The 22,289-nt window shown below is 60.7% G+C and carries 25 protein-coding genes; 13 read left to right on the top strand and 12 right to left on the bottom strand.

Annotated features, from left to right (window positions below; genetic code table 11):
* Window positions 1-153: 153 nt before the first annotated feature.
* The gene (locus tag B0W55_RS03415; RefSeq protein ID WP_077044620.1) at window positions 154-597 is read right to left on the bottom strand and encodes a PilZ domain-containing protein; all 444 of its coding nucleotides are present in this window, start codon (window positions 595-597) and stop codon (window positions 154-156) included.
* Between B0W55_RS03415 and B0W55_RS03410 the strand changes: the two genes are divergently transcribed.
* The 5 genes from B0W55_RS03410 (at window position 596) to cysB (ending at window position 4,552) form a co-directional block, all read left to right on the top strand.
* Window positions 596-982, top strand: coding sequence for a co-chaperone YbbN (locus tag B0W55_RS03410; protein ID WP_077044619.1), 387 nt, complete (start codon window positions 596-598; stop codon window positions 980-982). The two genes, B0W55_RS03415 and B0W55_RS03410, sit on opposite strands and share 2 nt — an antisense overlap.
* On the top strand, window positions 979-1,935 hold the full coding sequence (locus tag B0W55_RS03405; RefSeq protein ID WP_077044618.1) for a putative 2-dehydropantoate 2-reductase: 957 nt from the start codon (window positions 979-981) through the stop codon (window positions 1,933-1,935). The genes B0W55_RS03410 and B0W55_RS03405 overlap by 4 nt, the downstream gene beginning before the upstream one ends.
* A gap of 25 nt (window positions 1,936-1,960) precedes the next feature.
* The gene (locus tag B0W55_RS03400; protein WP_077044617.1) at window positions 1,961-2,866 is read left to right on the top strand and encodes a 5'-nucleotidase; all 906 of its coding nucleotides are present in this window, start codon (window positions 1,961-1,963) and stop codon (window positions 2,864-2,866) included.
* A gap of 94 nt (window positions 2,867-2,960) precedes the next feature.
* Complete coding sequence (locus B0W55_RS03395) at window positions 2,961-3,464, top strand: universal stress protein (RefSeq protein WP_077044616.1); 504 nt, start codon at window positions 2,961-2,963, stop codon at window positions 3,462-3,464.
* A 113-nt stretch (window positions 3,465-3,577) separates the two neighbouring features.
* The gene (gene cysB, locus B0W55_RS03390) at window positions 3,578-4,552 is read left to right on the top strand and encodes an HTH-type transcriptional regulator CysB (protein WP_008148549.1); all 975 of its coding nucleotides are present in this window, start codon (window positions 3,578-3,580) and stop codon (window positions 4,550-4,552) included.
* A 5-nt stretch (window positions 4,553-4,557) separates the two neighbouring features.
* On the opposite strand, the gene B0W55_RS03385 is transcribed toward cysB, so the two are convergent.
* Together B0W55_RS03385 and B0W55_RS03380 are read right to left on the bottom strand one after the other, a co-directional pair.
* Complete coding sequence (locus B0W55_RS03385) at window positions 4,558-5,040, bottom strand: GreA/GreB family elongation factor (RefSeq protein WP_077044615.1); 483 nt, start codon at window positions 5,038-5,040, stop codon at window positions 4,558-4,560.
* A gap of 2 nt (window positions 5,041-5,042) precedes the next feature.
* Complete coding sequence (locus tag B0W55_RS03380; protein WP_077044614.1) at window positions 5,043-5,453, bottom strand: hypothetical protein; 411 nt, start codon at window positions 5,451-5,453, stop codon at window positions 5,043-5,045.
* A gap of 123 nt (window positions 5,454-5,576) precedes the next feature.
* Between B0W55_RS03380 and earP the strand changes: the two genes are divergently transcribed.
* Window positions 5,577-6,719 carry an elongation factor P maturation arginine rhamnosyltransferase EarP gene (earP, locus tag B0W55_RS03375; protein ID WP_077044613.1) on the top strand — a complete coding sequence of 381 codons (1,143 nt, stop codon included), beginning with the start codon at window positions 5,577-5,579 and terminating at the stop codon, window positions 6,717-6,719.
* A gap of 48 nt (window positions 6,720-6,767) precedes the next feature.
* The gene (efp, locus tag B0W55_RS03370) at window positions 6,768-7,337 is read left to right on the top strand and encodes an elongation factor P (RefSeq protein ID WP_008057003.1); all 570 of its coding nucleotides are present in this window, start codon (window positions 6,768-6,770) and stop codon (window positions 7,335-7,337) included.
* Window positions 7,338-7,474: 137 nt separating this feature from the next.
* On the opposite strand, the gene B0W55_RS03365 is transcribed toward efp, so the two are convergent.
* The 4 genes from B0W55_RS03365 to B0W55_RS03350 form a co-directional block, all read right to left on the bottom strand.
* Entirely contained in the window at window positions 7,475-8,488 is a 1,014-nt protein-coding gene (locus B0W55_RS03365; protein ID WP_077044612.1) for an alpha/beta hydrolase, read from the bottom strand.
* 38 nt (window positions 8,489-8,526) lie between these two features.
* Window positions 8,527-8,946 carry an organic hydroperoxide resistance protein gene (locus tag B0W55_RS03360; protein ID WP_077044611.1) on the bottom strand — a complete coding sequence of 140 codons (420 nt, stop codon included), beginning with the start codon at window positions 8,944-8,946 and terminating at the stop codon, window positions 8,527-8,529.
* 321 nt (window positions 8,947-9,267) lie between these two features.
* Window positions 9,268-9,729 carry a MarR family winged helix-turn-helix transcriptional regulator gene (locus B0W55_RS03355; protein WP_077044683.1) on the bottom strand — a complete coding sequence of 154 codons (462 nt, stop codon included), beginning with the start codon at window positions 9,727-9,729 and terminating at the stop codon, window positions 9,268-9,270.
* Window positions 9,730-9,798: 69 nt separating this feature from the next.
* The gene (locus B0W55_RS03350; RefSeq protein WP_077044682.1) at window positions 9,799-10,755 is read right to left on the bottom strand and encodes a LysR family transcriptional regulator; all 957 of its coding nucleotides are present in this window, start codon (window positions 10,753-10,755) and stop codon (window positions 9,799-9,801) included.
* Between the two features lie 125 nt (window positions 10,756-10,880).
* On the opposite strand from B0W55_RS03350, the gene B0W55_RS03345 reads away from it, so the two are divergent.
* Window positions 10,881-11,615 (top strand): sulfite exporter TauE/SafE family protein, encoded by a 735-nt coding sequence (locus B0W55_RS03345; RefSeq protein ID WP_077044610.1) that lies wholly within the window; start codon window positions 10,881-10,883, stop codon window positions 11,613-11,615.
* On the opposite strand, the gene B0W55_RS03340 is transcribed toward B0W55_RS03345, so the two are convergent.
* Complete coding sequence (locus B0W55_RS03340) at window positions 11,605-12,459, bottom strand: LysR substrate-binding domain-containing protein (RefSeq protein ID WP_077044609.1); 855 nt, start codon at window positions 12,457-12,459, stop codon at window positions 11,605-11,607. The genes B0W55_RS03345 and B0W55_RS03340 overlap by 11 nt on opposite strands.
* 95 nt (window positions 12,460-12,554) lie before the next feature.
* Here B0W55_RS03340 and B0W55_RS03335 point away from each other — a divergent pair, with 95 nt between their 5' ends.
* Together B0W55_RS03335 and B0W55_RS03330 are read left to right on the top strand one after the other, a co-directional pair.
* Window positions 12,555-12,770: a DUF1127 domain-containing protein gene (locus B0W55_RS03335; protein WP_077044608.1), complete on the top strand. Its 216-nt coding sequence runs from the start codon at window positions 12,555-12,557 to the stop codon at window positions 12,768-12,770.
* A 64-nt stretch (window positions 12,771-12,834) separates the two neighbouring features.
* Window positions 12,835-14,064, top strand: coding sequence for a winged helix-turn-helix domain-containing protein (locus B0W55_RS03330; protein ID WP_077044607.1), 1,230 nt, complete (start codon window positions 12,835-12,837; stop codon window positions 14,062-14,064).
* Between the two features lie 105 nt (window positions 14,065-14,169).
* Here B0W55_RS03330 and B0W55_RS03325 read toward each other — a convergent pair whose 3' ends face one another.
* The gene (locus B0W55_RS03325; protein WP_077044606.1) at window positions 14,170-15,516 is read right to left on the bottom strand and encodes a class II 3-deoxy-7-phosphoheptulonate synthase; all 1,347 of its coding nucleotides are present in this window, start codon (window positions 15,514-15,516) and stop codon (window positions 14,170-14,172) included.
* A 135-nt stretch (window positions 15,517-15,651) separates the two neighbouring features.
* Here B0W55_RS03325 and B0W55_RS03320 point away from each other — a divergent pair, with 135 nt between their 5' ends.
* Window positions 15,652-16,407 (top strand): spermidine synthase, encoded by a 756-nt coding sequence (locus B0W55_RS03320; RefSeq protein ID WP_077044605.1) that lies wholly within the window; start codon window positions 15,652-15,654, stop codon window positions 16,405-16,407.
* Between the two features lie 110 nt (window positions 16,408-16,517).
* Here B0W55_RS03320 and B0W55_RS03315 read toward each other — a convergent pair whose 3' ends face one another.
* A complete protein-coding gene (locus B0W55_RS03315; RefSeq protein WP_077044604.1) occupies window positions 16,518-17,309 on the bottom strand; it encodes a crotonase/enoyl-CoA hydratase family protein in 792 nt (263 codons plus the stop codon).
* Between the two features lie 421 nt (window positions 17,310-17,730).
* On the opposite strand from B0W55_RS03315, the gene B0W55_RS03310 reads away from it, so the two are divergent.
* Window positions 17,731-19,404, top strand: a complete 1,674-nt coding sequence (locus tag B0W55_RS03310) for a DEAD/DEAH box helicase (RefSeq protein ID WP_077044603.1) — start codon at window positions 17,731-17,733, stop codon at window positions 19,402-19,404.
* An 83-nt stretch (window positions 19,405-19,487) separates the two neighbouring features.
* Here B0W55_RS03310 and B0W55_RS03305 read toward each other — a convergent pair whose 3' ends face one another.
* Window positions 19,488-20,255 (bottom strand): class III extradiol ring-cleavage dioxygenase, encoded by a 768-nt coding sequence (locus tag B0W55_RS03305; protein WP_077044602.1) that lies wholly within the window; start codon window positions 20,253-20,255, stop codon window positions 19,488-19,490.
* Window positions 20,256-20,358: 103 nt separating this feature from the next.
* Between B0W55_RS03305 and B0W55_RS03300 the strand changes: the two genes are divergently transcribed.
* On the top strand, window positions 20,359-21,015 hold the full coding sequence (locus B0W55_RS03300; RefSeq protein ID WP_077044601.1) for a thiopurine S-methyltransferase: 657 nt from the start codon (window positions 20,359-20,361) through the stop codon (window positions 21,013-21,015).
* Window positions 21,016-21,190: 175 nt separating this feature from the next.
* Here B0W55_RS03300 and htpX read toward each other — a convergent pair whose 3' ends face one another.
* Window positions 21,191-22,081, bottom strand: a complete 891-nt coding sequence (gene htpX / locus B0W55_RS03295) for a protease HtpX (protein WP_077044600.1) — start codon at window positions 22,079-22,081, stop codon at window positions 21,191-21,193.
* Window positions 22,082-22,289 lie beyond the last annotated feature (208 nt).

Genomic DNA, 22,289 nt, shown 5'->3' with positions numbered 1-22,289 from the left:
GCCAGCGAACCCGCGCGGCGGAGCACAGCAAATTAAGCGCGTCGGGGAGCCGAACCTTAGCGCGTTACACCGTGGCTCGACAATGGGCAGACAGCGGTTTAAGGGGCATTGGCCATGAGTTTTGCACCCCGGGAGGCTGCCGGACGCCCATTGCTACTCCAGCACGGGCTGGGCAAATGCCTTGCGTACCGATTCGTGGGAAAACTCGTCGGCATGTTGCCGGACCCATTCCAGCGCCATTGCCTGGATTTCCTGAAGGTCATCATGCACATCGTGCTGGCGGCAATAACGCTCGATCTGGCACACCTGTTCGCCCATGCGGGCACTGAACAGCGTTTGCTCATCGACGAAGGCGATGCCCACCAGGTAGCCATGTTTGCGCCGCAGGCACCAGGCAACGTAGCCCAGAAAGCGCATGTCGGGATTGAGCGACGGCATGCGCACTTCCAGTGCCGTGCCATGACGCCAGGCGCGGTGATAATTGCAAGCCATGCCCCCGAGGCTGATAGTGTGCAGCTGTTGCCGGGAAATACACTCCGGTTTGAGCAGGGTCAATTCCACGGGTACATCGTCAGGATGAGGAATGAATCGTCCCATGAACACGGACTCCATGTGTCGGCCATCTGACATTGTTTCCCCCAGTATAGTGGTCGAATCGCAGCTGACCGATTTCGACGCCGACCAACGGCTGCTGACCATGAGCGGCGTGTCGCTGGTGATCTTCACCAGCGTCGGCTGCTCCAGTTGCCGTTTCGCCCGTGAGCAGCTGCCGACGATGAATCTGGCGGTCGATCGGCTGTGCTGGATCGACGCCGGGAACAACGGCGGGGTGGTCGAGCGTTATCAGGTCTTTCATTTGCCGGCGCTGTTTGTGGTGCGCGACGGTGAGTTCTTTGGGGCATTGCATTCGCGCCTGACCGCGCCCGAGCTCAATCGGGCGATCCGTCAGGCGCTGAGTCGAACAGCAGAGGAGTTGCCATGATGGGCGCAGTTGCCAAGCCGACAATCGGCATTATCGGGACCGGTGCAATCGGCGGTTTCTACGGAGCGATGCTGGCGCGTGCCGGTTTCGACGTGCATTTTCTGCTGCGCAGTGAATTTTCCGCGGTGGCCGAACGTGGGCTGCAGGTTCGCAGCGCACCCCATGGTGCACTGTCGTTGCACCCGGTACAGGCCTATTCGGCGGCCGAAGACATGCCGCCCTGCGACTGGCTGCTGGTCGGGGCGAAAACCTCCAGTAACGCCGACCTGGCACCGGTCATCCTTCAGGCCGCGGCGCCCGATGCCAAGGTGCTGCTGTTGCAGAACGGCCTGGACGTCGAGGACAGCTTGCGCCAGTTGCTGCCTGATTCACTGCATGTACTCGGCGGACTCTGCTACATCTGCGTCCATCGCGAGGCGCCAGGGGTCATCACTCACCAGGCCTTGGGCGCGGTGCACGTCGGCTACCACAGCGGGCCGGCACTTGATGAAAACATGCGCACGGCGATTGTCGAAGAAGGCGTTGGCCTGTTCCGTAGCGCCGGTATCGACTCCCAGGCCATGGCCAACCTGCATCAGGCACGCTGGCAAAAACTGGTCTGGAATGTCCCTTACAACGGTCTGTCGGTCCTGTTGGGGGCGAGCACTACGCCGTTGATGGCCGATACCGACAGCCGCGAGCTGATCAAGGCCCTGATGGCCGAAGTGGTCCAGGGCGCCATCGCCTGTGGTCACGAGGTGCCGGCGGGTTACGCCGAACAGTTGTTCATGATGACCGAGAGAATGCCCGACTACTGGCCGAGCATGTACCACGATCATCTGCACAAGCGGCCGCTGGAACTGGAGGCCATCTACGCCCGACCGCTGGCAGCGGCGAAGGCCGCCGGTTGCGAACTGCCGCGGATCGACGCCTTGTATCGCAGTCTGGCTTTTATCGATCGACGCAATCGCTGAGTCGATCTACCTGAGGGGGAAGGGCATGGCAAAGACCATCGACGACAAATTGGTGCTGGCGATTTCGTCGCGGGCGCTGTTCGACTTGAGCGCGAGCCACAAGGTCTACCTGTCGAGTGGCGTGGAGGCCTATCGGCAATATCAGATCGAACACGAAGACGAAATCCTCGAACCCGGCGATGCTTTTCCCCTGGTGCAAAAACTGCTCAACCTCAACACCCACCTGGGTCGCGCCCGGGTCGAGGTGATCCTGGTGTCGCGCAACAGCGCCGACACCGGTCTGCGGGTGTTCAATTCGATTCATCATTATGGGCTGGCGATTTCCCGGGCGGCGTTCGTCGGCGGGCGCAGCCCTTACCCCTATCTCAAGGCCTTTGGCTGCGACCTGTTCCTGTCGACTCACGCTGAAGACGTGCGCAGTGCGCTGGATGCCGGTTTTGCCGCAGCAACCATTCTGTCCGGGGGCGCCAGCCGCGCCGCCAGCGATGAACTGCGCATCGCGTTCGACGGCGATGCGGTGCTGTTTTCCGACGAGTCCGAACGCGTGTATCAGGCCGGCGGCCTGGAGGCATTCCAGGCAAGCGAGCGCGAAGCGGCCCGTGAGCCCTTGCGCGGCGGCCCGTTCAAGGGCTTCCTCGCGGCACTCAACCTGTTGCAGCGCGAATTCCCCGATGACGCGTGCCCGATTCGCACCGCCCTGGTGACCGCCCGTTCGGCACCGGCCCACGAGCGAGTGATCCGCACCTTGCGCGAGTGGGACATCCGCCTGGACGAGTCGCTGTTTCTCGGTGGCCTGACCAAGTCGGCGTTCCTCGAAGCCTTCGCCGCCGATGTGTTTTTCGACGACCAGGCCGGCCATTGCGAGTTGGCCCGGGAAGTGGTCGCCACCGGGCATGTTCCCCATGGCATAAGCAACGAGCAAAAGGTTTAAGCCCGCCGATCAACGGGTTGCGCCGGACGTCGCACTCCCCAACGCACTGCTAAGCTGAATCAATCTCCGCCATGTTGGCATTCAAGGAGGTCATATGATTCGCTCGATGCTGTATGCCACTGACCTCGGCCTGTACGCCCCCGTGGTGATGCAACACGCCCTGGAACTGGCCCGCACCTTCAATGCCAATTTGTACGTGGTGCACGCGGTCGAACCCATGGGGTTGTTTGCCGAATCGGTGTTGCAGAGTTATCTGGATGAGCAGGCGCTGAACGAATTCCACAGTCAGGGCCTGAGTACGGTGATCGCCAATATCGAGCAACGGGTGCTGGACAGCTTTCGGGAGGAATTGGGTGAGGAGGGCGAGCATGACCTGGCGCGAATTCAGGCGGTGCGGGTGCTGCAGGGCGACCCGTCGCAGGTGATTCTCGACCAGGCGCAGAAACTCTCCGTGGATTTGCTGATCGTAGGTAGTCACAGCCATGGTGCTGGTGCGGAAACGCCGTTGGGCCGGACCGCAGCGCGTGTGTTGCAACTGTCGAAGGTGCCGGTTTATCTGGTGCCGCTGGTGCAACGTCGTCGCCAGGGGGATCGCTAGAGCGCGAATAGTGGCAATCTGATAAAAAAGTTCTAGATTTATTCTTCAAGCCATTAATATAGTTATATACCGTCGCTGATGCCCGTGGCGTCTATCTGCTTTGAGGGATTCATATGAAGCTTCAACAATTGCGCTACATCTGGGAAGTGGCGCACCACGACCTCAACGTCTCCGCTACAGCCCAAAGCCTCTACACCTCGCAACCGGGCATCAGTAAACAGATCCGCCTGCTGGAAGACGAACTGGGCGTCGAGGTGTTCGCCCGCAGCGGCAAGCACCTGACCCGCGTCACCCCGGCCGGCGAGCGCATCATCACCACCGCCGGCGAGATCCTGCGCAAGGTCGAAAGCATCAAGCAGATCGCCCAGGAATTCTCCAACGAAAAGAAAGGCACCCTGTCGATCGCCACCACCCACACCCAGGCGCGTTACGCGTTGCCGCCGGTGATCAGCAATTTCATCAAGCAGTACCCCGACGTTGCTTTGCACATGCATCAGGGCTCGCCGATGCAGATCGCCGAGATGGCTGCCGACGGCACCGTGGATTTCGCCATTGCCACTGAAGCGCTGGAATTGTTCGGCGACCTGGTGATGATGCCGTGCTACCGCTGGAACCGCTGTGTGGTCGTGCCCCAGGGCCATCCGCTGACCAAACTGTCGAAGCTGACCCTCGAGGCCCTGGCCGAGTACCCGATCGTCACCTACGTGTTCGGTTTCACCGGCCGCTCCAAACTCGACGAAGCCTTCAGCCATCGTGGCCTGACACCCAAAGTGGTGTTCACCGCCGCCGACGCCGACGTGATCAAGACTTACGTTCGCCTGGGCCTGGGCGTGGGCATCGTGGCGAAAATGGCGGTCGACGCCAAACTCGACAGCGACCTGGTGATGCTCGATGCCAGCGACCTGTTCGAGTCCAGCATCACCAAGATCGGTTTTCGTCGTGGGACCTTCCTGCGTGGCTTCATGTGCGACTTCATCGAAAAGTTCGCCCCGCACCTGACCCGGGAAGTCATGGCCAAGGCCATCCAGTGCCACAACAAGCAGGAACTGGAAGAGCTGTTCGACGGCGTCGAGCTGCCGGTTCACTGATCCTTCTAGACCACCTCGGTGACAGCGAACTGTTGCCGAGCGCCCGCCACCAGAATCTCCACCTCGTCGCCCTCGAACTTGCCCAACAGGCTTTTGCCCAGCGGTGAGCGCGGGGTGATGACGGTAATGATCTGCCCCACCAGATCCACTTTCAGGCCCGCCGCATCGGGAGCCAGAAACAGCCATTGCTCGCGACCCTTTTCATCTTCCAGGCCCAGCAGGGCGCCCACTTCAATACCCCGTTTATCGTCATACGGCCGCAATGCCAGATTCTGGCAAAGCGCCAGGGACTGACGAATCTCCTCGACCCGTCTGGCCTGCCCGGCCGCGAGATAGGAGGCCTCCAGCCCCAGGGTGTCGTACTTGTTTTCGGCGATGTTTTCTTCGTGGGTCGCGGTTTCGTAAGCGGTTTGCGCCGCGCGCTCGGCGATGTCGAGGTCGATGCGCAGCTTGTCGAGAATCAGTTGGTGGACGGTTTGCTTGTTCATGATCAATCGCAGAATTGCAGGACGTTGGCGCGGCTTTTTTCGCTGGGTGCAGTCTGGTCCTGTTGCAGCCAGAACTGGCATTTGGCATTCGATAGATTACGGTTGCTGCTGCGCGCCTGATCGAGTCGTTGAGCCTGCTCGTTCTTGCGCAGGTTCTCTTCGTACTGCTCGAAGATCGGGCTCTGCGGCGGGATATCCGGTACGGGTTGCGCCACCACCGGCGGCTTCGCCAGTTGCTCCACCGCCTGTGCGACGGGCGCCAGTTGCTCGCTGAAAAACAGCCTGGCGGCGAGCCAGCAGGTCAGCGCGATGGCAATGAACCCCAGCCACAGACCCAGGGCGATGCTGGCGGTCAGGTGCAAGGCATTGAGCTGGATCGGCAATGGACGGCGCGGGTTGGGGCGATAGGGCATGGCTGCCTCCTGGCGGTGGGTCGCGGGCGAAAGCGATTGTCGCATGAAGATTAATCGTCGTCGGCTCTTCTGCGCGGGGTAATTTATGCGGACAATCGCAGCCTTTGCCAACGGGAGCCTGCAATGCCTGAACTGAACACCCGCTGGGACATTTTCTGCACCGTGGTCGACAACTTTGGCGACATTGGCGTGACCTGGCGCCTGGCCCGGCAACTGGTGGCCGAGCATGGCGCGGCGGTGCGGCTGTGGGTCGATGACCTGCGCGCTTTCGAGCGCCTGTGCCCGCAGATCGACACCCATGCTGCGCAGCAAGTGCAACAGGGCGTGGAGGTGCGCCACTGGGCCACGCAATGGCAACCGGTTGAAGCCGCGGATGTGGTGATCGCAGCCTTTGCCTGCCAATTGCCGAGCGCCTACATGGACGCCATGGCCGAGCGCGCGAAGCCGCCGCTGTGGATGAACCTCGATTACCTGAGCGCCGAGGAATGGGTGGTCGGCTGCCACGGCTTGCCTTCCGTCAAGTACAAACATGTGCAGAAGTTTTTCTTCTTTCCGGGTTTTCGCACAGGCACGGGTGGCTTGTTGCGCGAGCAGGGTTTGCTGCAACGGCGTCAGGCATTTCAGCAGGATCCCGCGGCGCAACGGACATTCCTGCAAGGCCTGGGGGTCGATCGCGCGTCGGGTGCCCAGCTCATTTCACTGTTTGCCTATGAAAATGCCGGGCTGGCCAGTTGGCTGGACGCCTTGGCCAGCGACTCGACGGCCACGCATCTGTTGGTCCCGGAAGGGCGGATTCTCGGCGATGTCGAGCAATGGCTCGGGGTGGACGGACTGGCGGCGGGGGCCGTGCATATTCGCGATGCTCTGACCGTGCAAGTGCTGCCGTTCGTCCGACAGGATCAATATGACCTGTTGCTGTGGAGTTGCGATTTCAATGCCGTGCGCGGCGAGGATTCGTTTGTGCGTGCCCAGTGGGCGGCCAGGCCGATGCTCTGGCACATTTATCAACAGGAAGAAGACGTCCACCTGGACAAGCTCGAGGCCTTCCTCGAGTTGTATCTGGAAGGTCTCTCAGCGCCTGCGCGGGAGGCGCTCGGGGGGCTTTGGCGGGCGTGGAACGCCGGCGAAGATATGACCGACCACTGGCAATCGACCCGCAAACACTGGCCGCAGCTGCAAAAACACGCCCAAGCATGGTGTCTGGAGCAGGCCTCCCAGGCCGATCTCGCCGCGGCGCTGGTAAGGTTTTATGTAAATTGGATATGATACGCGGCCTAGATTTTTGTAAATCCCATCCAAATTCGGATATTCGCAATGAAAACTGGTAAAGAACTCAAACCCGGTACCGTGATCCGTATCGACAACGATCCTTGGCTGGTTCAGAAAGCTGAATTCACCAAGTCGGGCCGTAACAGCGCGATCATGAAGACCAAGCTGAAGAACCTGCTGACCGGTTACAAGACCGAAACCGTATACAGCGCCGACGACAAGTTGGACGACGTGATCCTCGACCGCAAAGAAGCGACCCTGTCCTTCATCAGCGGCGACTCCTACACGTTCATGGACACCACTGACTACACCATGTACGAGCTGAACGCCGAAGACATCGAAAGCGTTCTGCCGTTCATCGAAGAAGGCATGACCGACGTCTGCGAAGCCGTGTTCTTCGAAGGCCGCCTGGTTTCCGTAGAGCTGCCGACCACCATCGTGCGTCAGGTTGACTACACCGAAGGTTCCGCTCGCGGCGACACTTCCGGCAAGGTCATGAAGCCTGCCAAACTGAAGAACGGTACCGAGCTGTCGGTTGCTGACTTCATCGAAATCGGCGACATGATCGAGATCGATACCCGCGAAGGCGGTTCCTACAAAGGCCGTGCCAAATAAGCACTGCTTGAGGAATGAAAAAGCCCGACCATTGAGTCGGGCTTTTTTGTGCCTGTTCTGTAGGAACATGCCTTGCCGGCGATGGTGTGCTCGATGCCACTGTCGCAGGCAAGCCGTGCTCCTACAGTTGGGTGGTGTTATTTCTTCAGGTGCTGTTTCAGCTCTTCGGACGCCTGCAACATTGCAGAGCGAACTTCAGGCACCTGACTTACCACGTTGAGCAAACCGTAGTCGTGGATCATGCCGTTGTAGCGAACTGCAGTCACCGGTACGCCGGCCTCGTCCAGTTTGCGGGCGTAGGCTTCACCTTCATCGCGCAATACGTCGGCGCCTGCCGTCTGCACCAGCGCCGGCGGCAGACCCTTGAGTTGCGCAGGGGTTGCCCGCAACGGCGAGGCATAGATCTCGTTGCGTTGCTTGGCGTCGGTGGTGTAGTTGTCCCAGAACCACTTCATCATGTTGCGGGTCAGGAAGTGTCCCTCGGCAAACTGGTTGTAGGAACCGGTATCGAAGTTGGCATCGGTCACCGGCCACAGCAGGACCTGGAACTTGATCGCCGGGGTGCCCTTGTCTTTGGCCATCAGTGCGACCACGGCCGCCATGTTGCCGCCGACGCTGTTGCCGGCCACGGCCAGGCGCTTGCTGTCGACATTGATCTCTTTGCCGTGTTCGGCCACCCACTTCGTCGCGGCGTACGCCTGGTTGATGGCAACCGGGTAGTGCGCTTCCGGTGAAGGGGTGTAGTTGACGAACACCGCCGCCGCACCTGAACCCGCCACCAGATCACGCACCAGTCGTTCGTGGGTCGGGAAATCCCCCAGCACCCAGCCGCCGCCGTGGAAGTACATGAACACTGGCAGCTCGCCCTTGACCCCGGCTGGCCGGACGATGGTCAGCGTCAGCGGCTGGCCGTCGACCTGGATGGTCTTCTCGCTGACATCCGCTTTAGGCAGCGTCAGCTTGACCCCCGATTGCGCACCCGACAGCACGGCGCGGGCATCTTTGGGTGTCAGCTGCTCAATCGGCTTGCCGGTGCCGGCGTTCAACACATCAAGGAATGCCTGAGTGTTGTGTTCAACGTCGCCTGCAAATGCGCTGTGGACAGACAGAGCGAGAAGGGTACCGGTCAAGATTTTGCTGAAAGTGTTCATGTTCATTTTCCTGTTCGAGCCTGGATGGGCAGCGGCGGTTACACGGTTACGTGCAGACGTACGTCGACGTTGCCACGGGTGGCGTTGGAGTACGGGCATACCTGGTGGGCGGCGTCGACCAGCGATTGGGCGTCGGCTTGTTCAAGGCCTGGCAGGCTGATGTGCAGGTCGATGTCCAGACCGAAGCCGCCAGGGATCTGGCCGATGCCGACATGGGCGGTGATCGAAGCATCGTTCGGGATGGTGCGCTTGGTCTGGCTGGCGACGAATTTCAGAGCGCCGATGAAGCAGGCGGAGTAGCCGGCTGCGAACAGTTGCTCAGGGTTGGTCGCCGCACCGCCAGCGCCGCCGAGTTCTTTCGGGGTGGCGAGTTTGACGTCGAGAATGTTGTCACTGGAAATCGCACGACCGTCACGGCCACCGGTGGAAGTTGCGATTGCGGTGTAGAGAGTTTGCATGGTGAAAGCCTCGTTCGGGTTTGATTGATCTGCGCTAAATGTTTGCGCGCTAAGTAAGTGCGAGATGAATGTATCGCGCTAATGTTTAGTGCGCAAGATAAATTTTCAAAAAAGTTTGAGATTAACTCATGCCCGGTTAACCGAGTTTGGCTGAAAGCATTGAGATAGAGCGGCTGTGCACCGATTTTCAGAACGCCGCAAAGCAAAATGTGGGAGCGGGCTTGCTCGCGAAAGCGGTGGTTCAGTCACCAGCCATGCTGAATGACACACCGTTTTCGCGAGCAAGCCCGCTCCCACATTGGATGTGAGGTGTTCTCTAGATCAAAGGCTGTCTTGCAGGTGCCGACGCAGCGCTTGCAGTTCAGCCTGCAGTTTGTTCAGCCGCTCCAGGGTCATGCCACTGGCGCCGAGGATGCACTGGGGGATAGTGCGTGCCTTGTCCCGCAGGCTTCGGCCCTGTTCGGTGAGTTCGACGATCACCACCCGCTCGTCTTCGCGGCTGCGGGTGCGGCTGAGCAAGCCCTCGGCCTCCAGGCGCTTGAGCAGCGGCGTGAGTGAGCCGGGATCGGTCAGCAGTCGAGCGCTGATTTCCCCTACGGTCAAACCGTCCTGTTCCCACAGCACCATCATTGCCAGGTACTGTGGATAAGTCAGGCCCAACTCCTGCAGCAAAGGCTTGTAGACCTTCGTCATCATCAGCGAAGTGGAATGCAGGGCGAAGCAGGCCTGGTTGTCCAGCAGCAGGTCGTCGCAGGTGTCCTGGGTGTCGCGCTCGGTAGCCATTTTGAAACCTTGATCAGTGATCGTCATGAATCTAGCGGGCAAATCTTTAATGCACCAGACAATTCTAGACTAGTGGCGAACCAGATGAGATTGCAGCACCAGGTCCCAGGGTGGAATCGGGCTGAAACGGGTTTTCAGGTATTCGAGCAGTAAACGACTGCGTGAATTGGGTTGTTGTTCCAGGCGCAGGGCATAAATGCCGGCACTTTCCGGCTTGGGCAGGCCGTCTTCGCAAAACAGCGGCAACAGCTCACCGCGCAGCAGGTATTCGCTGGTCAGCCAGGTCGGCAAGTGCGCGATGCCCAGACCGGCCAGTGCGCCGCAGACCAAGGCTTCGGCATTGTTGGCGCTCATGCGCACGCGGGATGGACGATGCAATTGCATCTGGCCTTCACGCTCGAAACGCCAGGCGAAGGGCGGGGCCAGGCCATCCCAATCGAGGCCGTCGTGTTCAATGAGTTGCGCCGGATCGTTCGGTACTCCGCGGCGTTGCAAATACTCGGGGCTGGCGCAGGCGATGCGCATCATGCTCGCCAGCGGTGTTGCCACCAGTCGGGTATCGGCCAGTTGCCCGGCGCGCAGCACCAGATCGACCTTGCCCAGGTTCAAGCCTTGCATGTCGACGAAACTGTCGATCAGGTGCAACTGCACATCGAGGCCGGGATAGAGCACCAGAAAATCGGCGATCACCGGTGCCAGGTGCCGTCGCCCGAATGCTGCCGGCGCATCGACCCGAATCAAGCCTTCGGGCGCGCTGCTCAGGGACACCGCCTCGGCCCGTGCCAGGCGCAGCTCTTCGACGATCCGCCGTGCCCGTTCGGCAAACGCCAGTCCCGCCGGCGTTGCGCGCACTGCATGGGTGCTGCGGATGAACAACTGGCTGCCGACGGCGTTTTCCAGGCTGTCGATTCGCCGTGCTACGGCTGAGGGGGTCAGGAGATGGCGGCGCGAGGCAGCGGAAAAACTGCCGGTCTCGAGTACGTCTAGAAATAGACCGAGTTGATCGGTCAGTTGATTGGGGTTCATGGAAGCGCTCTGCTTGTGCGTGTTTGGCATAGCCATTGTGCGTTGCTGTGCGTTTCCCCGCCAGCTCCAACTGCGTAGGATGAATCGCCTGATCTGTGAGGAAAAATCCTGTGATTGAGTTTTTGATGTACCTGGTTTTCGGCGCTGCCCTTGGCACGCTCGGCGGGATTTTCGGCATTGGTGGTGGCCTGATCGCCATTCCCCTGTTGGGCGTGTTGTTCGGTCTGGACCAACAGATTGCTCAGGGCACCGCGCTGGTGATGGTGGTGCCGAACGTCATGCTGGCGCTGTGGCGATACCACCAGCGCAACCGCATCGAATTGCGCCATGCCGTCCCGTTGGCCTTTATGGGCTTTTGCTTTGCCTGGATCGGTTCGATCTGGGCGGTGGGCATCGACGCGCAAGTCATGCGCCTGGGGTTCGTCGCCTTTCTGGTCGCACTGTCGGTCTACAACCTGACGCGCATGTTCTCTGCGCGCAAACCGCCATCGGCGCAGATGAACTATTCATGGCCGTGGCTGGGCGTTCTTGGTGCCGCCTCCGGCACCATGGGCGGCCTGTTCGGCGTGGGCGGAGCCGTGGTGGCGACGCCGGTGCTGACCAGTCTGTTCGGCACTACGCAAGTCGTTGCCCAGGGCTTGTCCCTGGCCTTGGCGCTGCCAAGTACCGGCGTGACGCTGGTCACCTACGCCGTGCACCATCAGGTGCACTGGATGATCGGCGTGCCCCTGGCAATCGGTGGCCTGCTGAGCATCAGTTGGGGTGTGAAGATCGCCCACGCCATGCCTGAACGCCTGCTGCGCGCGTTGTTCTGTGGCTTTCTGGTGCTGTGTGCGGTGATGCTCGCCTTTAAAGTTTGAAGCCATCGACGATGTGCTCGGCCAGGCACTCGGTGATCGGCGATGGATTGTGCAGGTTGCGCACCAGCATGATGCTCGCCTCGGGCAACAATGGCAGGTCTTCGGCTTCCCCGAGAATGCGCATGTCCGGGGTGATCAGGCTTTCCAGTTGCGCGGTCACCGCCAGACCGGCGCTGACCACCGCCATGATCGCCGACAGACTGTCGCTGTTGTAGGCCACACGGTAATCACGGCCCATCGCATCCAGCGCGTTGCACGCCCACAGGCGGCAGAAGCAGTCGCTGTTGAACATCGCCAGCGGCAGGGGCGTTTGTTCGTGGGCGCTGTAGCACTGCGCCTCGGCCCAGACAAAACGCTCCTTGCGCAGCAACTGACCGATTTCGCTGCCCGGCTCGCGGGTGACGATCGACAGATCGAGGTCCTGGCGCATCAGCAATTGTTTCGATGACTCGCAGTGCACCTCGATCTGGATCAGCGGATAGGACTGGGCAAAACGCCGCAGAATCCCCGGCAGGAAGCGCATTACATAATCGTCCGGGGTGCCGATGCGCACCGTGCCGACCATGTCCGGTTCGCGCAGTGTATTGAACACTTCACTGTGCAGTTTGAGGATGCGCCGCGCATAACCCAGCAGCACCTGACCTTCCGCCGTGAGCCGCACCTGGCGGCCGTCGCGCTGGAACAACTGGCGCTGCAGCACATCTTCCTCCAGCCGCTTCATCTGCATGCTCACGGCCGACTGAGTGCGATGCACCAACTCACCGGCGCGGGTAAAGCCGCCCTGGTCGGCAATCGCGACAAAGGTACGCAGCACTTCGGTATCGATCGTCTGGTAGGTAGACATGCATCAATCTCCGAGATGGTTGCCATCAGGAACATTTGTTGGATTGATCTTAGCCCTGGGGCGAGACTGGAACCATCTAAACGGAGGGCAACAAGATGAAAGGTCAACATGAGTTTCAAGGCGCGGAAAAACATTCGGTGCACCTGATTTCCGATCTGCTGCACAAGTTCAGCCGCTGGTACGAACTGCATCGTGAACGCGAGCTGCTGGCCAGCCTTAGCGATGAAGCGTTGAAGGACATCGGCATGAGCCGCGCCGACGTGGAGTTCGAGTCGGTCAAGCCGTTCTGGAACGATCCGATGCATAAATGAGCCACTTCCAACTACACAAACCAACTTGTGGTGAGGTAGGTTGCGAGCAGACAAGGAGATGCTCATGCCCGCGACACAGTCCTTATCCCTCAAACAGGCTCGGCGTCTGGCGCTGGCTGCCCAAGGGTTCAACGGGCGCCAGCCGCCGGCGACGATCAAGGCGGTGCAACTCAACCGTTTGATCCAGAGGCTGGGCGTTCTGCAAATCGATTCCGTCAATGCGCTGGTGCGTTCGCACTATCTGCCGCTGTTTTCCCGTCTGGGTCCCTATTCTTCCGACTTGCTCGACCAGGCTGCCTGGAGTCCGGGCCGGCGTCGTACCTTATTCGAATATTGGGGTCATGAGGCCTCGTTGCTGCCGCTGTCGATGTACCCGCTGATGCGTTGGCGCATGCAGCGTGCGAGCCGTGGCGAAGACATTTATCAACAACTGGCGCGTTTCGGTCGTGAGCAACAGGACACCATCCGCCGGGTGTTGGCCAGCGTTCAGGAACAGGGGGCGCTGGGCGCGGGCAGTTTGTCGACGCGCCAGGAAAAGGCCGGCCCGTGGTGGGACTGGAGCGCGGAAAAGCATGCACTGGAATGGTTGTTCGCCGCCGGCGAAGTGACCGTCGCCGGCCGCCGTGGGTTCGAGCGCCTGTACGACCTGCCGGAACGGGTGATTCCCTCCACGATCCTCGCACAACCCTTGCTCAGTGAAGCCGAGGCACAGCGTGGTCTGTTGCTGCATGCGGCGACGGCGCTGGGCGTGGGCACCGAGAAGGATTTGCGCGACTACTTCCGATTGAATCCCGCTGACAGCCGGCCGCGCCTGCAGGAGTTGGTCGAGGCGGGTCAGTTACTCGCCTGTGAGGTTCAGGGCTGGCGGCAGCCGGCCTACTGCCTGCCCGACGCCAGGCCGCCGCGCAAGGTCGAGGCCAGCGCGCTGCTTTCACCCTTCGACTCGCTGATCTGGGAGCGCAGCCGCACCGAGCGGCTGTTCGATTTCCGCTATCGGCTGGAGATTTACACGCCCGAGCACAAGCGGGTGTATGGCTATTACGTCTTGCCGTTTCTGCACAACGAGCGGATCGCCGCGCGGGTGGATTTGCGCGCGGAACGGGCGGCGGGGCGGTTGGCGGTGCATGCGGTGCATGAGGAAGAAGCAGGGCTGGATGACGAGGGGATGCTGGTGTTGGCGGTGAATCTGCGGCGCATGGCGCATTGGTTGGGGCTGGAGCGGGTGCAGCTGAATTGCACAAGGGCGAGTGGGGTGCGGTTGCGGGTGGCGATGGCCCAGTTGGGAGGTGACTGAACTGGCCTCTTCGCGAGCAAGCCCGCTCCCACAGGGGGGTGCATTGCAATGTGGGAGCGGGCTTGCTCGCGAAGGCGGCCTGTCAGGCACAGAGTTTTTACTGACTCACCGCCGAACCTGCTTCAACGTCTCGGCAATCAGAAACGCCAACTCCAGCGACTGGTCGGCATTCATCCGCGGGTCGCAATGGGTGTGATAGCGGTCCGACAATCCATCCTCGGTAATCGGCCGCGCACCGCCGATGCACTCGGTCACGTTCTGCCCGGTCATCTCGATGTGGATACCGCCGGCATAACTGCCTTCCGCCTGATGCACCTGGAAGAACTGCTTCACCTCGCCAAGAATCTGCGCGAAATCCCGGGTCTTGTAGCCGCTGCTGGCCTTGATGGTGTTGCCATGCATCGGGTCCGAGCTCCACAGCACCTGCTTGCCTTCGCGCTGCACGGCGCGGATCAGTTGCGGCAAGTGATCGCCCACCTTGTTGGCGCCCATCCGCGCAATCAGGTTCAGGCGGCCCGGATCGTTGGTCGGGTTGAGAATGTCGATCAGGCGAATCAGGTCGTCGGTGTTCATGCTCGGGCCGACCTTGACCCCGATCGGGTTGTTCACCCCGCGCAGGAATTCGACGTGGGCGCCGTCGAGCTGACGGGTGCGGTCGCCGATCCACAGCATATGGGCCGAGCAGTCGTAGTAATCGTTGGTCAGGCTGTCGCGGCGCACGAAGGCTTCTTCATAGTTGAGCAAGAGCGCTTCGTGAGCGGTGAAGAAACTGGTTTCGCGCAGTTGCGGCGAGCTGTCCATGCCGCAGGCCCGCATGAACGCCAGGGTTTCATCAATGCGGTCGGCCAGGTGGCTGTATTTTTCGGCCAGGGCCGAGTTGGCGATGAAGTCGAGGTTCCACTTATGCACCTGATGCAGGTCGGCGAAGCCACCCTGGGCGAAGGCGCGCAACAGGTTCAGGGTGGCGGTGGACTGGTGGTAGGACTGCAGCAGACGCTCCGGGTCCGGCACGCGGCTTTTTTCGTCGAAACCGATGCCGTTTACGATGTCGCCTCGGTAGGCCGGCAGGGTGACCCCGTCGATGGTCTCGTCATTGGCCGAACGCGGCTTGGCGAACTGCCCGGCCATGCGCCCGACCTTGACCACCGGGCAGCCGGCGGCAAACGTCATGACGATCGCCATTTGCAGCAAGACTTTGAAGGTGTCGCGGATTTTCGCCGCGGAGAACTCGGCGAAGCTTTCGGCGCAATCGCCGCCCTGCAACAGAAACGCGCGACCCTGGGTCACTTCGGCGAACTGACGGCGCAATTCCCGGGCTTCACCGGCAAATACCAGCGGCGGGTAACTGGCCAGGGTCTGCTCGACCTGTCGCAGATGCGCCGCATCAGGATATTGGGGTTGTTGCTGGATCGGCAAGGCGCGCCAGCTGTCAGGACTCCAGGGTTGTCTCATCACGGTCTCTAATGTTTTACGCTCGGACGGCCATGTTATCAGCAATTAGTGCGTGACCTGTTCCCGTCGCTTCGCGGACAATCGCGCCTTTGCCGCTTCATGCTGCGGCAGGCACGGTAATGATCTGGAGACGAAATGACTGAGGAGCGCGTCGAGCTGTTGCTCGCCGAGGTGCAGGACGAATTTGGCGTGATCCGCGTGCTGGAAGTGGCCGATTACCGTTTTCTCGAGTTCGGCGATGCCATTGAGCAAAGCTGCGTGTTCACCGCCGACCCCAGCTGGCTCGAATACGATTACACCCGGGCGATGCTGATCGGCGCGCTGTGCCACGAACAGCCGGAAACCGCGCTGTTCCTCGGACTCGGCGCCGGCACCCTGACCCAGGCCTGCCTCAAGTTCCTGCCGCTGGAAGACGTCGAAGCCATCGAACTGCGCCCCGATGTGCCGCGCCTGGCCATTGAATACCTGGGGCTGGACGATGATCCGCGTCTTTATATTCGCGTCGGCGATGCCCTGGAACTGCTCGACACCGCAGAGCCGGCTGACCTGATTTTCGTCGACCTTTACACCGATGTCGGCCCCGGCGTCGGGCACCTGGCCTGGACTTTCCTGGAAAACTGCCAGAAACGCCTGAATCCCGGCGGCTGGCTGGTGATCAATCAATGGGCCACCGACGACGGCAAGCCGTTGGGCGCCGCGTTGTTGCGCGGGCTTTATCACCGGCATTACTGGGAATTGCCGGTCAAGGAGGGCAACGTGATCCTGATCGTGCCGTCGGAGCTGGATCAGGAACTGGACATGGGTGGGCTTATTGCCCGCGCCGAAGCGCTGGCGCCGCGGCTGGGGTATTCGTTGCAGGCATTGATCAAGGCGATTCGTCCGGCGACATGATTGGGTGCCAGTGAGGGCCTTTTCGCGAGCAAGCCCGCTCCCACAGTTGAACGCGATCCCATGTGGGAGCGGGCTTGCTCGCGAAGGCTGACTGCCGGTCAACACATTCCTCACGCTCCTTTGAAGATACCGGGCCGCCGCTCCACCAGCGATCGCACCCCCTCCTGAGCATCCTCGCTGCCCAACAACTTCTTCACCAGCACCGGCAGCCCTTGCGCCGCCGCCGTTTCCCCTTCGTATCGCGCCTGCCGTGCCGACATCAACGTCGCCTGCACCCCCAGCGGTGCCTGCCGGGCGATACGTTCGGCCAGTTCGATGGCCCGGGGCAGCAAATCCTCGCTGGCCATGACTTCCTGCACCAGCCCCAGGCGCAGGGCATCATGGGCATCGAATTCGTCACCGGTGAGCATCCAGCGCATGGCATTGCCCCAACCGGCCACCTGGTGCAGGCGCAACGTGGCGCCGCCGAAAGGGAAAATGCCCCGCTGCACTTCCATCTGCGCAAACCGGGTGTTGCTGGCGCACAGATTGATATCGGCCGCCAGCATCAACTCGATGCCGATGGTCAGGCAGTAGCCCTGGGCGGCGACGATCACCGGTTTGCTGACCCGCGGCCCGGCGAACACCCCCCACGGGTCGCAGCCGCCGGGCGGTGCCTGCCAGCCTTCGCTCAGGGCGGCACTGGCGCTGGCCAGATCCAGCCCGGCAGTGAAATGCTCACCATGCGCGAAGATCACTGCCACTCGTGCATCGCTGTCGGCTTCGAACTCGCCGTAGGCCAGGCTCAGTTCGTTGAGCAGTTCGATATCGAAGGCGTTGCGCTTGGCGACCCGATCCAGGCCGATCAACAGGACATGACCGCGCTTTTCACGACTCACATGGCGGGTGTCGGGCTCTTTCATGGGGGCGTTTCCTCGGGCGGGAAGGGGCGTCGGACCGGCGGTCCGGGTGTTCAGGGTGAACCGTTTTAGCGCCATCGCCCACTGGGCCGGGCCTTTGAAAAATAGTCGCTTGGGGGATTATCCGCAAAGCCTGTGACAGAACGCCGTACGCGGCAGTTTTGCGATAAAAAAAGCTCCCTTTTTCGGCAAATTCCGGTATAGTGCGCGCCGGCCTTTAACCGGGCCGCGTTTAGGTAGCGCAATTCCCCGAAGCCAGCTTCGGCTGCACGTTCGCCCCGCGAACTCTTCCTTGACGATTCTTTTCATTCATTCGTTTTCGCAAATCCCCGCCGACAAAGCTGCCAGGGCGACTCTTGAGTCTCAACACGGCATGCGCAGCTTTGGAGCATGGGTCTTTGCGGATGCACTTAGAGGCAGACCCATGACCCAGGAAATCGGCGGCTTCGCCGCTCTTGAACTTCATCCCAATATTGTCGCTGCAGTAGTCGCTACCGGCTATGAAGAGCCTTCGGCCATTCAGCAGCAGTCGATCCCGATCATCCTCGCCGGTCACGATATGATTGGTCAGGCGCAAACCGGTACCGGTAAAACCGCTGCCTTTGCCCTGCCTATCCTGCACCGCATTGATCCGTCCAAGCGCGAGCCGCAAGCTCTGATCCTGGCCCCAACTCGTGAGTTGGCGCTGCAAGTTGCAACCGCTTTCGAAACCTACGCCAAGCAAATGCCGGGCGTAACTGTTGTGGCTGTCTACGGCGGCGCGCCGATGGGCCCACAATTGAAAGCAATCCGTAATGGCGCACAGATCGTTGTCGCCACTCCGGGCCGTCTGTGCGACCACCTGCGTCGCGACGAAAAAGTACTGGCGACCGTGAACCACCTGGTTCTCGACGAAGCCGACGAAATGCTCAAGCTGGGCTTCATGGACGACCTGGAAGTCATCTTCAAGGCCATGCCGGAAACCCGTCAGACCGTATTGTTCTCGGCCACCTTGCCGCAATCGATCCGTGCCATCGCCGAACGCCATCTGCGTGACCCGAAGCACGTGAAGATCCAGAGCAAGACCCAGACCGTTACCGCGATCGAACAGGCTCACCTGTTGGTTCATGCTGACCAGAAGACGTCTGCCGTTCTCAGCTTGCTGGAAGTGGAAGATTTCGACGCGCTGATCATGTTCGTGCGTACCAAGCAAGCCACCCTGGACCTGGCCAGCGCACTGGAAGCCAAAGGCTACAAAGCCGCTGCGCTGAACGGTGACATTGCCCAGAACCAGCGTGAGCGCGTGATCGACTCCCTCAAGGATGGCCGTCTGGACATCGTTGTGGCGACCGACGTTGCGGCGCGTGGCCTGGACGTTCCGCGCATCACTCACGTGTTCAACGTCGACATGCCGTACGATCCGGAATCCTACGTTCACCGTATCGGCCGTACCGGCCGTGCCGGTCGCGAAGGTCGTGCGCTGCTGCTGGTGACTCCTCGCGAGCGCCGCATGCTGCAAGTGATCGAGCGCGTAACCGGTCAGAAGGTTGCTGAAGTTCGCCTGCCGGACGCTCAAGCCGTTCTGGATGCACGCATCAAGAAACTGACCAATAGCCTGTCGCCGCTGGTCGCCGATGCCGAATCGACCCACGGTGAGTTGCTCGACCGTCTGACCGCCGACATCGGTTGCAGCCCGCGCGCCCTGGCCGCAGCCCTGCTGCGCAAGGCGACCAACGGTCAAGCGTTGAACCTGGCCGCTATCGAGAAAGAGCGCCCACTGGTGCCGAATAACGCACCGCGTGGCGATCGTCCAGAGCGTTCCGGTGATCGTCCTGAGCGTGGTGATCGCGAGCGTCGTGCTCCGATTCCATTGGCCGAAGGTCGTGCTCGTTGCCGTACCGCGCTGGGCGCGCGTGATGGCATCGCTGCCAAGAACTTGCTGGGCGCCATCCTCAATGAAGGTGGCCTGGCCCGTGAAGCCATCGGTCGCATCCAGGTGCGTGACAGCTTCAGCCTCGTCGAGCTGCCGGAAGACGGTCTTGAGAAGTTGCTGACCAAGCTGAAGGACACTCGCGTTGCCGGCAAGCAGTTGAAGCTGCGTCGCTACCGCGAAGATTGATCCGCTCTCGAGCTGATTGATCGAACATTAAAAATCCCCGACTGGTTCGGGGATTTTTTTTGCCTGCAATTCAGGGTGACCTTTCAGCCGAAGCGGTAGATGTCCATCCCCAGCGCGCCCATGGTGAAGCCTTTGTGGGCCACGCTGAACGCTCCGCCGGCACTGCGGGCAAAGTATAGCGGCAGCAAATGCTCGTCGCTGGGGTGGTTGCGCACGGCATTCGGTGCCTGTTGACGGTAATCGTGCAGCGCCGCCTCGTCGTCTGCTTCCAGTTTCTCGATCATCCAGTCACGAAACACCTGCGCCCAGGTTTCGACGCGCTCGGGCCCTGCATGCCAGTCCAGTTCCCTGAGGTTGTGGGTGATGCTGCCGGAGCCGATCAACAGTACATCCTTACCCCGCAGGCTGGCCAGGGCATGGCCGACGCGGGTTTGCAGGGCTGGGCCGCCGCGGGTTGGCAGGGAAACCTGGACAATCGGAATATCGGCTTGTGGATACATCAACGACAACGGCACCCAGACACCATGGTCGAAGGGGCGTTGGCTATCGATTCGTGCCGGCAGATCGGCGGCGTTCAATAACTCGACCACCTGCTCCGCCAACTGCGGATCGCCCGGGGCGGGGTATTGCACCTCGAACAACGCCTTGGGAAAACCGCCGAAGTCATGCCAGGTCTGCGGCCGTGGATTGGCGCTCACCAGCAGTTCATGGCTTTCCCAGTGCGCGGAGACGATCACGATGGCTTCGGGTTTGGGCATTTGAGCTGCCAGACGGGCCAGCGCCGGCCCGCTGGCCCCGGGTTCGAGGGCGAGCATCGGGGAGCCATGGGATATGTACAGGCTGGGGAACATGGATGAGCTCCAGAGGGTTAAGATGGCACCATCTTCAGTCAGATCATTGATCTAAATCTAATATAAGTTTTAGGGTGTTTTGATCGAATTTTCGGGGTTATTTATGCAGCCGGAGTTTTGGCACAAGAAGTGGGCGTCGAATCAGATCGGCTTTCACCTGCCGCAGGTGAACCCTTATCTGCAACGGTTCTGGCCGCAGCTGGAACTGGAGGAGAGTGCGCGGGTGCTGGTGCCGCTGTGTGGGAAAAGTCTGGATCTGCTGTGGCTGGCACACCGCGGGCATGAGGTGCTGGGTATCGAATTGTCGGAGAGGGCCGTCGAGGACTTCTTCAGTGAGCATGGCTTCGATCCCGTCATCAGCGAGCAAGGACCGTTCAAGGTTTATCGGGCGGGTTCCATCGAGATCTGGTGTGGCGATTTTTTTGCGTTGACCCCAGGCGATGCCGCTGATTGCTCCGCGATTTATGATCGTGCTGCGCTGATTGCATTGCCGCCACCGATGCGCGAGCAATACGCGACCCATCTGCACCGGGTTCTGCCCAAGGGTTCTCTGGGGTTGCTCATCACCCTGGATTACGATCAGACAGAAATGTCTGGCCCGCCCTTTGCCGTGCTCGATGATGAAGTGCAGCGGTTGTTCGGGGCTTCGTGGACCTTGAAGATCCTGGAGGACCAGGACGTGCTGAGCGAGAGCGGGAAGTTTCTGGAGGCTGGGGTTACGCGGCTTGAGGAACGGGTATATCGGGTTTCCACCCGGTAATTTGCAGCGACCATTACGGCCTCTTCGCGAGCAAGCCCGCTCCCACATTGAGCGGTGTACACCGGTCAATGTGGGAGCGGGCTTGCTCGCGAAGAGGCCCTGAAAATCACCGCCATATTCGAGTAGTAAAAAAGGCCCGCATCGCTGCGGGCCTTCCTGTTTACTTCGTAGCCTCTCAGCCCCGACGACGCGCCAGTGCGTCGATGCGCTCTTCCAGCGGCGGGTGGCTCATGAACATCCGGGCAAAGCCCTGTTTGAGGCCACCGTTGATGCCGAAGGCATTCAGGGTGTCGGGCATGTGCACCGGCAGGCCTTGTTCCGCGCGCAGGCGTTGCAGGGCACCGATCATCGCGGCGGTACCGGCCAGGTTCGCACCGGCTTCGTCCGCACGGAATTCCCGTTTGCGCGAGAACCACATGACGATGGCGCTGGCCAGGATGCCCAGGACCAGTTCGGCGAAGATGGTCGCCACGTAGTAGGCGATGCCCTGGCCTTCTTCATTCTTGAAGATCACCTTGTCGACGAAGTTGCCGATGATCCTCGCGAAGAACATCACGAAGGTGTTCACCACGCCCTGGATCAGCGCCAGCGTCACCATGTCGCCATTGGCCACGTGACCGATCTCGTGGGCCAGAACGGCTTTCACTTCATCCGGCGAGAAACGCTCGAGCAAGCCCTGGCTGACCGCGACCAGTGCGTCGTTCTTGTTCCAGCCAGTGGCGAAGGCGTTTGCCTCGTAGGCCGGGAAAATACCGACTTCGGGCATCTTGATCCCGGCTTCCCGGGACAGTTGCTCGACGGTTTGCAGCAGCCATTGCTCGTGACGAGTGCGCGGCTGGGTGATGATCTGGGTGCTGGTGCTCATCTTCGCCATCCACTTGGAGATGAACAGCGAGAACAGGGAACCGGCGAAACCAAAGACCGCACAGAAAATCAGCAGCTGATTGAGGTTCAGATCAACCCCGTTGGCCGCCATGAACCCGTTGAAGCCGAAAAGGCTCAGGGTGATGCTGGCAATCAGCACGACCGCCAGGTTAGTGGCCAAAAACAGCAGGATGCGCATCATGGTTGTAGAAATCTCCTTATGCTAAAGATGTAGCGTACTGCGAGGGTATATAAGGTGCAGCACCGGGGTATTCAACCGAGTGACTATTTCAAACTGTGTCCTACAGCAAAAGCTTAGCTGTTTGCAGGACATTTCCGATGTTCATCGGGGAAGTGTTTGTCGTCCGAAGCGCGCGTCGACCCCCGTCGTCGCTGGATGGAAACGGGCA

The sequence above is a fragment of the Pseudomonas sp. KK4 genome, assembly GCF_001984065.1.
Classification (GTDB): Bacteria; Pseudomonadota; Gammaproteobacteria; order Pseudomonadales; family Pseudomonadaceae; genus Aquipseudomonas.
The sequence above is the reverse complement of the archived record's forward strand: the minus strand, read 5'-3'. Positions and strand labels throughout refer to the sequence as shown.